At 56.3% G+C, this 14,247-nt stretch carries 14 protein-coding genes and 1 tRNA gene; 9 read left to right on the top strand and 6 right to left on the bottom strand.

Annotated elements, in window-relative coordinates; translation table 11 throughout:
• From ACEQU8_RS01945 to ACEQU8_RS01975, 7 genes are all read left to right on the top strand, one after another.
• A partial coding sequence (locus ACEQU8_RS01945; RefSeq protein ID WP_370261115.1) for an aldehyde dehydrogenase family protein occupies nucleotides 1-106 on the top strand: 106 nt, incomplete at its 5' end.
• A 74-nt stretch (nucleotides 107-180) separates the two neighbouring features.
• Complete coding sequence (locus tag ACEQU8_RS01950) at nucleotides 181-1,044, top strand: NAD(P)-dependent oxidoreductase (protein WP_370261101.1); 864 nt, start codon at nucleotides 181-183, stop codon at nucleotides 1,042-1,044.
• Nucleotides 1,045-1,062: 18 nt separating this feature from the next.
• Nucleotides 1,063-2,004 carry a DMT family transporter gene (locus ACEQU8_RS01955; RefSeq protein ID WP_370261102.1) on the top strand — a complete coding sequence of 314 codons (942 nt, stop codon included), beginning with the start codon at nucleotides 1,063-1,065 and terminating at the stop codon, nucleotides 2,002-2,004.
• A complete protein-coding gene (locus ACEQU8_RS01960) occupies nucleotides 2,001-2,984 on the top strand; it encodes a quinone oxidoreductase (protein ID WP_370261104.1) in 984 nt (327 codons plus the stop codon). The genes ACEQU8_RS01955 and ACEQU8_RS01960 overlap by 4 nt, the downstream gene beginning before the upstream one ends.
• 101 nt (nucleotides 2,985-3,085) lie before the next feature.
• Nucleotides 3,086-5,290, top strand: coding sequence for a peptidase M19 (locus ACEQU8_RS01965; protein WP_370261105.1), 2,205 nt, complete (start codon nucleotides 3,086-3,088; stop codon nucleotides 5,288-5,290).
• Nucleotides 5,287-5,673 carry a hypothetical protein gene (locus tag ACEQU8_RS01970; protein ID WP_370261106.1) on the top strand — a complete coding sequence of 129 codons (387 nt, stop codon included), beginning with the start codon at nucleotides 5,287-5,289 and terminating at the stop codon, nucleotides 5,671-5,673. Before ACEQU8_RS01965 ends, ACEQU8_RS01970 begins: the two co-directional genes overlap by 4 nt.
• Nucleotides 5,674-5,684: 11 nt before the next feature.
• Nucleotides 5,685-6,407, top strand: coding sequence for a sulfite exporter TauE/SafE family protein (locus ACEQU8_RS01975; RefSeq protein ID WP_370261107.1), 723 nt, complete (start codon nucleotides 5,685-5,687; stop codon nucleotides 6,405-6,407).
• A 40-nt stretch (nucleotides 6,408-6,447) separates the two neighbouring features.
• Here ACEQU8_RS01975 and ACEQU8_RS01980 read toward each other — a convergent pair whose 3' ends face one another.
• Nucleotides 6,448-6,810, bottom strand: coding sequence for a phage holin family protein (locus ACEQU8_RS01980; RefSeq protein WP_370261116.1), 363 nt, complete (start codon nucleotides 6,808-6,810; stop codon nucleotides 6,448-6,450).
• Nucleotides 6,811-6,907: 97 nt separating this feature from the next.
• Here ACEQU8_RS01980 and ACEQU8_RS01985 point away from each other — a divergent pair, with 97 nt between their 5' ends.
• A complete protein-coding gene (locus tag ACEQU8_RS01985) occupies nucleotides 6,908-7,726 on the top strand; it encodes a class I SAM-dependent methyltransferase (RefSeq protein ID WP_370261108.1) in 819 nt (272 codons plus the stop codon).
• A gap of 2 nt (nucleotides 7,727-7,728) precedes the next feature.
• Here the strand turns inward: ACEQU8_RS01985 and ACEQU8_RS01990 are convergent, their stop codons facing one another.
• Nucleotides 7,729-10,026, bottom strand: a complete 2,298-nt coding sequence (locus ACEQU8_RS01990; protein ID WP_370261109.1) for an ATP-binding protein — start codon at nucleotides 10,024-10,026, stop codon at nucleotides 7,729-7,731.
• 24 nt (nucleotides 10,027-10,050) lie between these two features.
• On the bottom strand, nucleotides 10,051-11,025 hold the full coding sequence (locus ACEQU8_RS01995) for an ABC transporter substrate-binding protein (protein ID WP_370261110.1): 975 nt from the start codon (nucleotides 11,023-11,025) through the stop codon (nucleotides 10,051-10,053).
• Nucleotides 11,026-11,296: 271 nt separating this feature from the next.
• Here ACEQU8_RS01995 and ACEQU8_RS02000 point away from each other — a divergent pair, with 271 nt between their 5' ends.
• Entirely contained in the window at nucleotides 11,297-11,698 is a 402-nt protein-coding gene (locus tag ACEQU8_RS02000; protein ID WP_370261111.1) for a BLUF domain-containing protein, read from the top strand.
• 10 nt (nucleotides 11,699-11,708) lie between these two features.
• Here the strand turns inward: ACEQU8_RS02000 and ACEQU8_RS02005 are convergent, their stop codons facing one another.
• The 3 genes from ACEQU8_RS02005 to rpoD form a co-directional block, all read right to left on the bottom strand.
• The gene (locus ACEQU8_RS02005) at nucleotides 11,709-12,650 is read right to left on the bottom strand and encodes an NAD-dependent epimerase/dehydratase family protein (RefSeq protein ID WP_370261113.1); all 942 of its coding nucleotides are present in this window, start codon (nucleotides 12,648-12,650) and stop codon (nucleotides 11,709-11,711) included.
• A gap of 93 nt (nucleotides 12,651-12,743) precedes the next feature.
• A tRNA-Ile gene (locus ACEQU8_RS02010) sits at nucleotides 12,744-12,819 on the bottom strand.
• A 29-nt stretch (nucleotides 12,820-12,848) separates the two neighbouring features.
• A partial coding sequence (gene rpoD, locus ACEQU8_RS02015) for an RNA polymerase sigma factor RpoD (RefSeq protein WP_370261114.1) occupies nucleotides 12,849-14,247 on the bottom strand: 1,399 nt, incomplete at its 5' end.

The following is a 14,247-nucleotide window of genomic DNA, read 5'->3' on the forward strand; positions in this document are numbered from 1 at the left end:
CCTGCCCAGTGGTGGTATTAAACAATCCGGTTATGGTCGGGAACTGGGCCCACATGGCATCCGCGAGTTTGTGAATGCCAAGCAAGTGTGGATGAAGTTAGGGTAGTTCCGAAGCGCCAAACCAGGTTGATTCCGCTAGAGTGAAGCCGTGAACAACGATTTTGCGATGGTGGCATCAACATGGGATACAAAGTTGCTTTTTTGGGTTTGGGCGTGATGGGCTACCCCATGGTACGGCATTTGGCAAAAGCGGGGCACGATGTCACCGTGTACAACCGCAGCAGTGCCAAAGCCGAAAAGTGGGTGAGCGAATTTGGCGGCAAGATGGCCACCACTCCCGAAAAAGCGGCCGCTGGCCAAGACTTTGTATTTGCTTGCGTGGGCAATGACGACGACCTGCAGCAGGTGTGCACTGGCGTGCATGGTGCGTTTCATGCCATGAAGCCCGGCGCCATCTTTGTTGACCACACCACCGCCAGCGCAAAAATTGCCCGCGAGTTGTACGACCAAGCCAAAGATGCCGGCTTTGGTTTCATCGACGCCCCCGTGTCTGGGGGCCAGGCTGGCGCCGAAAACGGCCAGCTCACCATCATGTGCGGTGGCTCTCACGCCGACTTTGACCAAGCCAAAGAGGTGATGGCTTGCTACGCCAAGGCCGTAACCCTGATGGGCGAATCGGGCTGCGGTCAGCTCACCAAGATGGTCAACCAGGTGTGCATTGCGGGCTTGTTGCAAGGTTTATCAGAGGCCCTTAAATTTGGCATGAATGCTGGCCTGGATGTCAACAAAGCCTTGGACGTGATTGGCAAAGGCGCCGCCCAAAGTTGGCAAATGGACAACCGCGGACGCACCATGGTTGAAGGCAAATTCGACTTTGGCTTTGCTGTGGACTGGATGCGCAAAGACCTGAGCCTGGTGCTCGATGAAGCTCGACGCAATGGCTCGCAACTGCCTGTTACCGCTTTGGTCGACCAGTTTTACGCCGAAGTTCAAGGCATGGGCGGCAACCGCTGGGACACCTCCAGCCTGATCAAGCGGCTGTAAGGAGGCCTGCGGCACACCGTGAGCCGAACGCGAGAAATTCTTGAACGATCACCCACGGCTTGGGGCGTGGGTTTGGCGCTCTTGGGCGCCGTCTTTTTTTCTGGCAAAGCCATTGTGGTGAAGCTGGCGTACGCCTACCCGGTCGACGCCACCACCTTGCTGGCCATGCGCATGCTGCTTTCTTTCCCATTGTTTTTGGCGGCATGGGCATACACCACCTGGCGCAACCCGGGCAGCGAAAAGCTCAAGCCCAAAGACTGGGCGCTCATCGTCAGCGCGGGCCTGCTGGGCTATTACCTGGCCAGTCTGTTCGACTTCATGGGTCTGCAATACATCACGGCGGGGCTTGAACGCCTCATTTTGTTCACCTACCCATCCTTGGTGCTTCTGATCACTTGCTGTATTCAACAACGCTGGCCACAACTTTGGCAGCTGATGTGCATGGTCATCAGTTACCTGGGGCTGGCTTTGGTGTACGGTCACGAAACCGTGCTCACCAGCGAAAACACCGCATTGGGTGTGGTGCTGGTGTTTGCATCCGCCATTTGCTACGCCAGCTATCTGGTGGTGGGCGAAAGCCTGCTCAAACGGCTGGGCACCGTTCGTGTCACCTCCATGGCCACGCTGGTGTCGGCCATTGCCATTTTTGTGCAGGTGTCACTGCAGCAGCCTTTGAGCACGCTGCTCGACCAACCCTTGCCGGTGTGGGGCTGGTCACTGGTCAACGCGGTGTTTTGCACTTTCGTGCCCGTGTTTGCCGTGATGACGGCCATCAGCCTGATTGGTGCGTCCCGCGTGTCCCAACTGGGCATGGTGGGGCCCATTTCTACCATCGCCTTGGGCACCTGGATATTGAATGAACCCTTTACACCCTGGCACGCCGCTGGCACGGCCTTGGTGATTGCAGGCGTGGCCCTGCTGACCCTTAAAAAACAACACCGCACAGGAGTACAAGCATGAATACGTCTGGAAAAATCGTTCGCTTCCACAACACTGGCGCCCCCGAGGTGCTCACCATGGAAAACCTGGAACTTGGTCCACCCAAAGCAGGTGAGGTGCAAGTAGAGCACAAGGCCATCGGCTTGAACTTCATTGAAGTGTATTGGCGAACCGGGGTGTACCCTCAGCCCCTGCCCTGCTGCCCGGGCACCGAAGGCGCAGGCGTGGTGCGCGCCGTGGGTGAAGGGGTGACCGAATTTCAAGTAGGCGACCGGGTGGCGTATGGCTCTGGCCCCTTGGGTTCATATGCCACTGTTCGCAACATGCCCACCCACCCACTGGTAAAAATTCCGGATGGCATTTCTTTCGAAACCGCTGCAGCCATGATGCTCAAAGGTTTCACCGCCCAGTATCTGCTTCGCCGCGTGTTCCGGGTTCAAGCCGGCGACACCATTTTGTTTCATGCCGCGGCTGGCGGCGTGGGGACCATCGCCTGCCAATGGGCCAAGGCGCTCGGTGTTCGGGTGATTGGCACGGTCTCGACCGAAGAAAAAGCCGAGCTGGCGCGAGCCAATGGCTGTGCCGAGGTGATCATCACCAGCCGAGAAAATGTGGTTGAACGGGTGAAGGCGCTCACCGATGGCAAAGGCGTGCCCGTGGTGTACGACAGCGTGGGCAAGGCGACCTTTGTGGATTCGCTCAATTGTTTAAAACCACGGGGCATGATGGTGAGCTATGGCAACGCCAGCGGCAAAGTCGATCCCGTGCCCTTGCAGTGGCTGGCCGAGCGTGGCTCACTGGTGCTTACCCGCCCCACCGTGGCGTCGTTTACCGTGGACAAAGCCGAAATGCTTGAAAGTGCCGCCGAAATGTTTGAAGTGGTGCAAAGTGGACAGGTAAAAATACACATCAACCAACGCTTTGCATTGGCCGATGTGGTGCAGGCCCATGCCGCGCTGGAAGGCCGCCAAACCACAGGCTGCACGGTGCTGATCCCCTAAGCAGGCACCATGAATTCCCAGTGTAAAAGCTGAATCTGAAACGCTGGGTTGTCAGTATTACCTCTATGGGCCAAATGGCCGGCACCCCATAGAGAACCACCATGAGACAGCCACTAATCGGCGTGGCGCTGCTGTGTGCAGCGCTGGCCGCCTGCAATTCCAATTCAGATTCACGCACCAACGCAGGGGGTGGGGGGAACACACCCACCTCTCCCTCTGAACAACCCATCGCGCCCACCGAGTTCAACATTGCCAACGGCTGCTTTGCCTTGCAGTCCAAGGCCAACCAATTGTTTGTGAGCAAAAAGACCGATGGCAGCTACGGGGTAGACCAAGCCACCGCAGGCAACGCCGAGCCGTTTTACCTCAAGCCATCGGCCCTGGGCAAATACATGCTGCACAACAGCAGCGAAACCCTGATGCAAGCCCCCGACGCTGCCGCAGGCAACCCCGTGAACAGCAGCAGCGAGTTTTCAGATTTCATTGAGTGGACTGTGCAAGCCGACCCCAACCAACGAGGGGGTTTTGCATTGGTCAATACCGGCAGTCAAATGAAGCTGTCCTTGCTCGGCTTGAGCCAAGGGCTGGGCACCGTGGAACAAAGCGCCAGCAGCACCGACACGCTGTTTGAATTTGTGCCCACCACAGGCTGCAAGGCCTTTCCGGAAATTGGCACCAACACCACCGGGCGCACCTTTGCCGGAGCAGGCTTGAACCGCGCCGTAAAGGGCTTTGCCGATGTGCATAACCACATCACCGCCACCACATTTTTGGGTGGCGCACACCACGGCACGCCCCACCACCGTTTTGGGGTGACCCACGCCTTGGGCAGTTGCGAAGCCAACCACGGCCCCATGGGCCGCCTCGACCTGGTGGACAATTTGTTCAAAGGCACTCCGCAGGCCACCCACGACACCCAGGGCTGGCCCACCTTCAGAAGCTGGCCCGCCGCCAATGCCCTCACCCACGAGGGCTTGTATTACAAATGGCTGGAGCGGGCCTGGATGGCCGGCTTGCGTATTTTTGTGACCAACCTGGTAGAAAACGAAACGTTGTGTAGCCTGGTGCGCAACACCAAGGGGGCACCCACGCAAGACTGCAATGAGATGGAAAGCGCAGTCAAGCAAATTGAGTATGCCAAGCAGTTGGAGGCCTACATCGATGCGCAGGAGGGCGGCCCCGGCCGGGGCTGGTTCCGCATTGTGACCAGCCCACAAGAGGCTCGGCAGGTGATCAATCAGGGCAAACTGGCCGTGGTGTTGGGTATCGAGATTTCGCACCTTTTTAACTGCGGCATTAAATTTGGTCAAAACCTGTGCGACGAAGCCGAAATTGATCGTCAACTGGACCGTTTGTATGCGCTAGGCGTGCGGCAAATGTTCCCCATCCACGAATTTGACAACGCTTTTGGTGGCAACGGTATTTTTGACGGCGCGGTGTTGAACCTGGGCAACTTTTACGACACCGGCGCATTCTGGCAAACCTACGACTGCCCCGGTGGCGAGAACGATTACCAAGACTACATTTTGCGCAAACCCGGCGCGGTGATGACCTCGGTGCCCGGCTTGGGCAACGACCCCCTCACGCAGGCCTTGATTGACAACAACCCCGGCGTGGCACCACTCTACCCCAGCGCCGAAAACCGGCGTCAATGCAACCGCCGCGGCCTCACAGAACTAGGCAAATACGCCTTCAAGCGGCTCATGGAGAAAGGCATCATCATCGAAGTGGATCACTTGGAGCTGTCCATCAAAGGGGACCTGATCGACATGGCAGACCGCCAGCAACCCAAGTACCCCTTGGTGTCCACCCACGGCGCGCATGGCGGCATTACCCGCGAGCAAGCGCGCAAAATTCTGGCCGCTGGCGGCATTATTTACCCCTACCAAGGCAATGCTCAAAGCTGGACCGAGGACCTCAAGGTCATCGCCCCCTTGAAGAGCAATCAATTTGACTTTGCGATGGGGTTTGGTGCCGACACCAACGGCCTGGGGGCGCAGGCGGGCCCACGCGGCGCAAACCGACCCCAAATTCGCTACCCGTTCACCCTGTTTGAGGGGCCAGACTGGGCCGGTGTATTCAACACCCCGGTCAGCCCGGTGAAGTTTGACAAACAACAAAGTGGCGAGCGCGTGTTTGATGCCAACACCGAGGGCCAGGCGCATTACGGCTTGAAAGCCGACTGGGTGGAGGAGCTGCGCCTGGAAGGCGGCAACGAGGCGCTGAAAGCCCTGTACAATTCGGCTGAGGTATACCTCCAGATGTGGGAAAGAACCACCGCCAAACGCCAACGCATCAACCCATGAACAAACGCGCCCTTGTTTACCTCGGCCTGGCCAGTGCCACACTGGCAGGCGCTTATGTGTACATGCAAACGCAGGTGATTGCCCCGCCCTCCACCGCCGTGGTGGATGAGCAGGCGCAATCCATGCCCTCCGTGTCCATACGCAATGGGCAACTGCTGACCGAGGCGGTTCGCTTGCAGGTGCGCCAAGGCAAAACTGCGGCGTTGCTGGTTTTTATTGATCAAGACGACGAGTTGTTGCTGGAAGGCAGCGGCTTGACCAAACCCCTGGTGGCTGGCAAAACCAATGCCGTGGCATTTCAGCTCAGCGAACCCGGGCTGTACGACCTGGTGCTGGTCAGCAAACAGTTGCCCGTGGGTCAAATCAACGTGTTGGGCCCCTAAGGCCAGCCCGCGTGGAACTGGCGCTGCTGTTGGGCCTGGCAGCCCTGTTTACTTCGGCCATCACAGCCGCCATGGGCGTGGGTGGCGGCGTGGTGTTGCTGGCACTCATGGGGCAATTTGTGCCCCCCGCCATGCTCATCCCCCTGCACGGAGCGGCTCAGTTAATGTCCAACACCAGCCGCGTGCTGGTGCAGCGCAAGCACATATGCTGGTCCTACATTCGGCCCTTTGCAGTGGGCGCTGCATTGGGCGGGGCTTTGCTCACGCCACTGGCCCTGCTCATTCCACCCGAGTTTGGCCAAGTGCTGCTGGGTGTGTTTATTTTGGTGGCCACGTGGCGCGCCAGCTGGCTTAGACTGGCCAACTGGCACCCGGCTGGCAGCGGTGGCATCACCACGGGTTTGAGCCTGGTGTTGGGCGCCACCGGGCCACTGGTGATGTCGGTCTTGCCCAAAGGGCAGTGGCCCAAAGAAGTGTTGGCAGGCACCCACGGCATGGCCATGGCCATTCAACATGGCATCAAGCTGGTGGCCTTCACCACCGTGGGGTTTGACTGGGCCGCACACTGGCCCCTGCTGCTGGCCATCGGTGTGGCCACCCTGGCGGGCAACATCTTGGGCGCCAGGCTGCTGCAGCGCATCCCTGAGGAATATTTTTCGCGCATCCTGAATCTATTGCTGAGCGCCTTGGCCCTGCGGCTAATCTACCAGGGGTTGGCAAACCTTAACGCATAGGGTGCAGGCACCTTCCGCACACACTCGGCGCCCAGGCAACTCACAAACGTTCCACCCTCACCTTTTCTTGCAGCACCACACCGTTAAGCACCGTGGCAAACAAGGAATACAACAAGGCTGCCAACACGGCCCACCAAAAGCCCGACACGCGGAAGCCCTCCATCACAGAGCCCACCCAATAAAACATCAAGCCGTTGAGGACAAAATAAAACAGCCCAAGGGTCAGAATGGTCAGCGGCAAGGTCAGAATGGTCAGGATGGGTTTCACCACAGTATTGACCAAACCCAGTATAAGCGCGGCCCACAAGGCTGCCTTAAAGCCGTCCACCACCACACCGGGAAGCAGGTAGGCCACGGCCATCAAAGCCACTGCATTTAATACCCACACCAAGGCCAATCGCAACATGGAACATCCCCTTCTTTTGTTTGGTTTGGGAAAGGTACAATAAATCAAGCGCCGAGCCGACCGGCATGGTGCCCAAGCAGAGAGAAAATTCAAGATGGATGTGAGTCAACGTGTTGTAAGCCGCAACTGCCCCCACTGCAATGCCAGTGCTCAGGCCTCCGATGTATTGCCCTACGGCAATGAAGAGTGGCCCATGGTGCAATGCAGCTCGTGCAAATTTGTGTACCTTAAACGGGCCCCGGTGTACGAACGTCTAAGTGAAGAGTTCGCCTGGGAAAAAACATCCACCCAGGAACGCGAGGCGCGCGAACAGCGCGAACCGGTTAAACAAGGTTTAAGCCGGGCCTTCAAACATTTTCGACAAAAGGTTCTTAAGCGCAACAAGCTGCCCGAACTGATCGCCAAATACATTCCCGGTGGCCATGTATTGGACATCGGTTGTGCTGGCGGAGGCCTGTTGGCTGCCTTGCCAGCGCAATACACCCCCCACGGCATTGAAGTGTCCAAGGCCCTTGCCGAGCAAGCCAATGCGGTGGTTGCACCGCGAGGTGGCAGCATCATGCACGACAACGCCCTCAACGGCATTGCACGGCTGCCAGCCGACCATTATGCAGGTGTACTGATGAGCGCGTTTTTGGAACATGAGGTTGAGCCGCTGGGCCTGCTTCAAGGGGTATGCCGCGTGCTGAAACCCGGTGGTGTGGTCATCATCAAGGTGCCCAACTATGGCTCGTGGAACAGAAAAATACGCCAGGAAAAATGGTGCGGCTTCCGCCTGCCAGACCATGTGAATTATTTTACCCCTGGCGATCTTGAAGACATGGTGACCCGGGCGGGCCTTAAAGTGGTGCAGTTTGGCTTGGCCGACCGCCAACCCACCAGCGACAACATGTGGATTGTGGCGGCTCGATAATCTCAAGTGGCTTCAATAAAAAACTGCTCCAAGAGCGCCATCAAATCCTCGGGCTGAAGCGGTTTGGGCAGCACCGCATTCATGCCACTGGCCAGGGCCCGTTTTTCGTCCTCAGGAGCAACCTCACCGGTCAAACCAATCACGGGCAAGGTGGCATTGAAGGGCTGCGCACGAATGGCCTCTGTGGCCTCCAGGCCATTCATCATCGGCATTTGTACATCCATCACCACGGCATGTACCCCATGGTTGGCATGGCTCAAAGCCGCCAAAGCCTCCAGGCCGTTTTTGGCTTTGTCCACGGCCAGGCCGCGGCGCATCAACACGCCTTCAAGCACCCTCAGATTCAAATCACTGTCGTCGACCACCAACACCCGGCGCCCCTGCAAAGCGGGTGTTGGAATGGCGTTGGGCTCTTTGCCACTTGCAGCGGTTTGTTGAGCCGCGGCAAATGCTGCCTTTAATTGCAAAGGCGTCATGGGCTTGGCCAGCATGGCCTTAAACGCCTGGCGAAGGTTTAAACGCAGCACGTCTTTGCCCTCGTGGCTGCCCATGAGCAATACACATTCCACCCCGAAGTGCCTCAGCCTTGCAAGCTGGCTTGCACACAGCATGCGTTGAGTTTCGTCGGCAGGCCAATCGAGCAACACGCCCGCCAGGCTGGCATTACACCCGCTGGCTTCGAGTTGCTCGATTGCCTGAGCCAAGCTTGCAAAACAACGGGGCGCATAACTTACCAACCGCGCCGCAGAGTTCAGTGCCTGCATCAGGTCATCGCGCTGGCTGACCAAGAACACCTCAGGCAGAGGGTCTTGTTGCTCACTGGGTTCGGTGGGTCCGTCGGCCTCACAGGAAAATGGAAGCTCAACCCAAAAACGACTGCCCACACCAGCCTGGCTGCTGAACCCAAGGTCGCCGCCCATCAACTCAACGAGCTTTTTAACCAGGCTTAGGCCCAGGCCCGAGCCACCAAAATTTCTGGCCACCGAGGCATCGCTTTGCTGGAATTGCTCAAAGAGACGCGCCTGCCCTTCTTCTGATATTCCAATGCCGGTGTCTTGCACACTGAGCCGCAAGCGGTATTGTTCGGTGGACGCATGCACCACCGTCAAGGTGAGCGAAACCGAACCTTCTTTGGTGAATTTGATGGCATTGCCCACCAAGTTCACTGCGATTTGCCTGAAGCGAAGCTCATCGCCCAACAAGTGGCGAGGCAAGTGCGAATCGGCATCGATGGTGAGTTGCAACGATTTACTGGCCGCCGCACCCGTCATCACCCCCGCCACCTTGTCCAAAAACTCAAACACATCAAAGCGGCGCACTTCCAATTCCATGCTGCCAGCTTCAATTTTCGAGATGTCCAACACATCGCTCACCAGGTCGATCAGGTTACGCGATGTTTTTTCAAGGCTGTCTAAAAGCAACTGCTGGTTCGATGAACTTGCTGTGTCCTTCAGCAAATAAGTGAGCCCCACAATGCCATTCAACGGCGTGCGAATCTCATGGCTCATGTTGGACAAAAATTCTGACTTGGCCACGCTGGCTCGCTCAATTTGTTCATTGGCCTCGCGCAAATGCTTGTTTTTTTGTGCCAAGCTCTGTGCCATCTGATTCACAGCCCGGGCCACATCGCCAATTTCATCTGCGCTTGCAACATCACATTGCGCGTCTTCCTGACCGCCACGTATGGCATCGGCTGTGCGTTTCAAGCGCCCAAGGGGCAGCAGCACACGCCTGCGCATCAGCCACACCAGCAAACCAATGAGCACCACAAACGAACTCAAGCCCACCGATTCCAACACCGCCAACTGGCGCAGGCTTTCTGCCTGTTTGCGAGCCAGCGCAGATGACCACAAGTACCCCGCTTCAGACACCGCCTGGGTTTCTGCAATCAACCGTTCAATCAGCAAGCTTCGCTGCTGGGCGGCCAAGTCAGTGGCCACCCCTTGCTCTGCTTCAGCCAATCGCAACTCCTCAAATTGAATCTGCAAACCCTCGAGGGTGACGATCATTTCACCCAAGTTGGCTGGCGGCTGCCGATCGTCTTGCAGACTGATGAGCGCACGGGCAAGTTTTTCGTGGGTTTTAATCCAAGAGGCCTCCACTGTGGGCGAGCCAAACAACACATACTCTTGGGTTAACACAAGTAGCCCAGATGCCAACCGCGTCACCTGGTTGGCCCGTTCGGCGCGCTGAATGCCCTTGAACTGCTCACTCAAAATAAACAGGTTGCCCAACACCAACAGAGCCGCCGCCAACACGGTGCCAATGACTGCCAGGTTTATTTTGGTTGCAACGCGCATGGGCAAGTTACCTACACAGCAAAATCACGGCAACGTCACTGCGCTGGGGCGGACCAAACGCAAAAACCGCGGCTCAATAAACTTCAAAAAATTGGGAGGCGTGACGCCCGCCGACACTTCACCGGAAGCGATGGCCCAACGCACCTGGCTGTCTAAAGTTCTGGGCAAAGACTTGGACAAAGACAAACGGTAATGATAATCCCCAAAAATATCGCTGAGCACAGCCACCGGCACATCCAGCCTTTGGGCCAAAAGCGCCAAGGCTTCGCGTGGGTTGGTATTGATAAACTGAATCGCCTCGTCAATTGCCCGCAAGATGGCAGGAATCTGCTCCGCATGGCGTTCAATAAAATCGCGTGGCGCCAAAAGATTGAAGGTTTCCAAATACACGCGCTGCGTGCTTAACAAACGCACCTGCTCACCTTTGGCCAAGCGCAAGCGTGAAATGTGCGGCTCCCACAGACTAACCGCTTGCACACGTCCATCACGCAGCGCAGCCGAAGCTTCTTCAACCCCCAAAGGTACCCGCTCCACCCTGTTGGGGTCGATGCCGTTGTAAATCAGCATGGTGTCCAAGAAATACTGGCTTGCTGTGCCACGCACATAGGCCACGCGTGTGTTGACCAAGTCTTTTAAGGAAGAAATACCGGCGTTGGAGTCCACCAAGATTTTTAAATCCCGATTGCTGGTCACAAAGGTGGCAAGAATGGCGAAGTCATTCCGCCGCAAGCCATTCAAAGCAATCGGAAGATCAGCGGCGGTGGCCAAATCCACCCTTCCCTCAAACATTTCAACCATACATCGCGCACCGCTCACGCAATCTTGACGATCCACGACAATGCCATGCCGTGCAAAAAAACCCTTTTCATGCGCCACAACCACGGGGAAAGACAGAATATTCTTTGAAGTTGCAACGCGTACCACCTCTGCAGCATGTGCAGTGTGGACATGAAGTGCGAGCAGCAATAAGCCCAGGCATCGAACAAGGAGTGGTGGCATCTAGTGCGGCCTTTCAGTGTGGGGTCGGCCCAGCTTGGGACCAACACGCGACAACAATATTTACAGTGTGCAAGAAAAAAGCTTCGACGACCCGCGGATTCACAAAATATTGCACCTGTTTTTCATGATTTAACCATCCATGGATCGACCCTGGTGTGTCAGTTTTTTTCTTGCCTGAGGTTTCTTGAAAACCCACTGCCCCACCCAGTGGCTTTGGGACTACCATGTGAGGTGGTGTTGCTGATCAACCTCCACACAAAGGGCCCTGGCCATGATCCGCTTAATGTATTGCAGCCAGGCCAAGCCCGGTTTTGGCTCACAAACGCTGGAAGAGATTCTTCTTGCCTCGCGCAAAAACAACAAGCAGGCAAATATCACTGGCGTACTGGTACACGGCGGCGGTCTTTTTTTGCAGGTGCTAGAGGGGCCAGAACTGGCCGTGTTGCGCACCTACATGAAAATTGTGGACGACAAACGCCACACCGATAGCCGGATCATTCACATCACACCGATCAAGGACCGCATTTTTGATAATTGGACCATGGGCGTGCTGGAGGGCAACCCACTAACCTTTGAAAACGTGGCCAAACTGCGGGCGCATCGCCTTGAGACCGTGGCTGCAGACTCCTTCACCGAAGTGATTCGCGAATTTGAGTCGATGTTGTTGAGGTGACCATTCCCATTTAAGTGGCGTTGGCACCGGCCTGGGATGCTGCAATTTCTTTGAGGCCTTGCTCAATCGTGGTCACCTTAAACTCTGGAAAGCGGGCCTTGAATTGATCTGAGCAAAAAATATTGTCTGCCTCATAGCGTGGCAACAACTCCCCAGCGTCCCGAATTTGCGCACTGAACAAACCCGCCAGCCTTAACATCCATTTTTTGAGAATCATGTAGCGAGGCTGAACGCCAAAGGTTTTTGCTGCAAGTTCAATCAACTGTTTGTAAGTCAGGCGCGAATCATCGATGGGCAAATGCCAGGTCTGACCAAACGCATCGGGCGTGTTGCCAATCAAGGCCATGGCGCGGCTGGCATCCGGGGTGTAAATCAGGCTGCGCCGTGTATCGTCGCGCAAAAAGACCTTCGCCTTTTTACCCTGCTTCAAAGGCTCGATGACCGTGGCGTTGGTGATGCTTTGGGTCAACCCTGGTCCGTAGAACTCAGGGGCTCTGCAAATGACTGCCTCAACCCGTTTCTCTTCCATGGCCTTCAACACCTGCTTGGCGAGCTGGGCACGAATTTGCCCCTTTTTCCCGTTTGGCTTGAACGGCGTGTTTTCTTTTTGAACATCCGAAGTCTGCGGGTACATGTAGGTGTTGTCGAAAAAGACCAGTTTCACCTGATGCTCTTCGCAGGCGGCCAACACATTGCTCATGATGGTCGGCCATTGCTCCACCCACAGTCGAGTATCCATGGGCAGCCCAGCAGTCAGGTAGGCCACCTTCGAGCCCTTCACAGCCTGTGAGGTTTGCCTGGCATCCATCAAATCAGCCGGGAACAGAACATCCGATTCATTGACTTTCTTGGGTTTGCGGCTCACCAGACGAATGTCGGTGGTGTGGCTTTTATGAAGCGCACGCGCCAGTTCGGTGCCAATCTGGCCATTTGAGCCCAATATCGTGTGCATGGTGTCCCCTTCAAATGATTGGTCTGGTTGATTGTTCGGCCTTCGATACAAAAAGGACCTAGATGCCGGAAGCACCTAAGTCCTTGTTTTAAATGGTAGGGCCGGAGGGGTTCGAACCCTCGACCAAAGGATTATGAGTCCTCTGCTCTAACCGCTGAGCTACAGCCCCCCAACGCGCCTTTGACAGCGCGTTAACCTTTACTCCCCTTCCAGGAAGCTCTTAAGCTTGTCGGAACGGCTGGGGTGCCGCAGCTTGCGCAGGGCCTTGGCTTCAATTTGGCGAATGCGCTCGCGGGTTACATCAAACTGTTTGCCCACCTCTTCCAGTGTGTGGTCGGTGCTCATTTCAATACCGAAACGCATGCGCAGCACTTTGGCCTCGCGTGGGGTGAGGGAGTCCAACACGTCTTTGGTCACAAAACGCAAGCTGCTGTATTGCGCTGCATCTTGCGGCGCCAACGTGGCGTTGTCTTCAATGAAGTCACCCAGGTGCGAATCATCATCGTCACCAATCGGGGTTTCCATCGAGATGGGCTCTTTCGCAATTTTCAGGATTTTGCGAATTTTTTCCTCGGGCATTTCCATGCGCTCGGCCAGTGTGGCTGGATCAGGCTCAATGCCGGTTTCTTGCAGGATTTGGCGGCTGATGCGATTCATCTTGTTGATGGTTTCGATCATGTGCACCGGAATTCGGATGGTGCGCGCCTGGTCGGCAATGGAGCGGGTAATGGCCTGGCGAATCCACCAGGTGGCGTATGTAGAAAATTTGTAACCACGGCGGTATTCAAACTTGTCGACCGCCTTCATCAGACCCACGTTGCCTTCTTGGATGAGGTCGAGGAATTGCAAACCGCGGTTCGTGTATTTCTTGGCAATCGAAATCACCAAGCGCAGGTTGGCTTCGATCATTTCGCGCTTGGCCAAACGTGCGCGGTTCTCGCCGGACACCATTTGCTTGTTGATGGCGCGCAGGTCGCTTAAGGGCAGCGACACAGCGTCCTGAATTTCGACCAGCTTTTGCTGCAATTCGTGAATCGACGGAATGTTGCGGGCAAAGGTTTCAGCCCAGCTCGCATTGCCGGTGGAGAAATGATCCACCCAGCCTGCCTCAATTTCATGGCCTTTGAACTTGTCAAGGAAGGCCTCACGCGGCACGCCCACGCGATTGACGGCAATGTCGTAAATTTCGCGCTCGATTTTGCGTACACCATCCACCTGCTCACGCAGGATGCTGCACAAACGCTCCACCTGCTTGGCAGTAAAGCGGATTTTCATGAACTCGTCGGCAATCGCCTCTTTGGCCTTTTTATAAGCGGCTGAGTTGTAGCCACTGTCAGCACGGGCCTTTTTCAGCTTGGCAAACTGCTTTTCGATGTCTGCAAAAATGGCCAGCGAGTTTTTCTTCAGCTCTTCAAGCTGGCGGGCTGACATGCCCGAGGTGCTGCCGCCGCCATCGCCGCTTTCATCATCGTCTTCGTCGTCATCGTTGTCTTCGTCAGCCGAAGAGTCGATCATGTTGTCATCCATGGAGGCATCCACAATGCCATCGACCACTTCGTCCACGGCCATGGTGCCTTCGGCAATTTTTTGCCCCAAG

The sequence above is a fragment of the Limnobacter sp. genome (assembly GCF_964228395.1).
Lineage (GTDB): Bacteria > Pseudomonadota > Gammaproteobacteria > Burkholderiales > Burkholderiaceae_B > Limnobacter.

Coding starts and splice junctions, on each gene's coding strand:
- ACEQU8_RS01970 (WP_370261106.1), top strand. CDS start 5,287: ATGAACAAACGCGCCCTTGTTTACCTCGGCCTGGCCAGTGCCACACTG.
- ACEQU8_RS01995 (WP_370261110.1), bottom strand. CDS start 11,025: ATGCCACCACTCCTTGTTCGATGCCTGGGCTTATTGCTGCTCGCACTT.
- ACEQU8_RS02005 (WP_370261113.1), bottom strand. CDS start 12,650: ATGCACACGATATTGGGCTCAAATGGCCAGATTGGCACCGAACTGGCG.
- ACEQU8_RS01985 (WP_370261108.1), top strand. CDS start 6,908: ATGGATGTGAGTCAACGTGTTGTAAGCCGCAACTGCCCCCACTGCAAT.
- ACEQU8_RS02000 (WP_370261111.1), top strand. CDS start 11,297: ATGATCCGCTTAATGTATTGCAGCCAGGCCAAGCCCGGTTTTGGCTCA.
- ACEQU8_RS01950 (WP_370261101.1), top strand. CDS start 181: ATGGGATACAAAGTTGCTTTTTTGGGTTTGGGCGTGATGGGCTACCCC.
- ACEQU8_RS01990 (WP_370261109.1), bottom strand. CDS start 10,026: ATGCGCGTTGCAACCAAAATAAACCTGGCAGTCATTGGCACCGTGTTG.
- ACEQU8_RS01965 (WP_370261105.1), top strand. CDS start 3,086: ATGAGACAGCCACTAATCGGCGTGGCGCTGCTGTGTGCAGCGCTGGCC.
- ACEQU8_RS01960 (WP_370261104.1), top strand. CDS start 2,001: ATGAATACGTCTGGAAAAATCGTTCGCTTCCACAACACTGGCGCCCCC.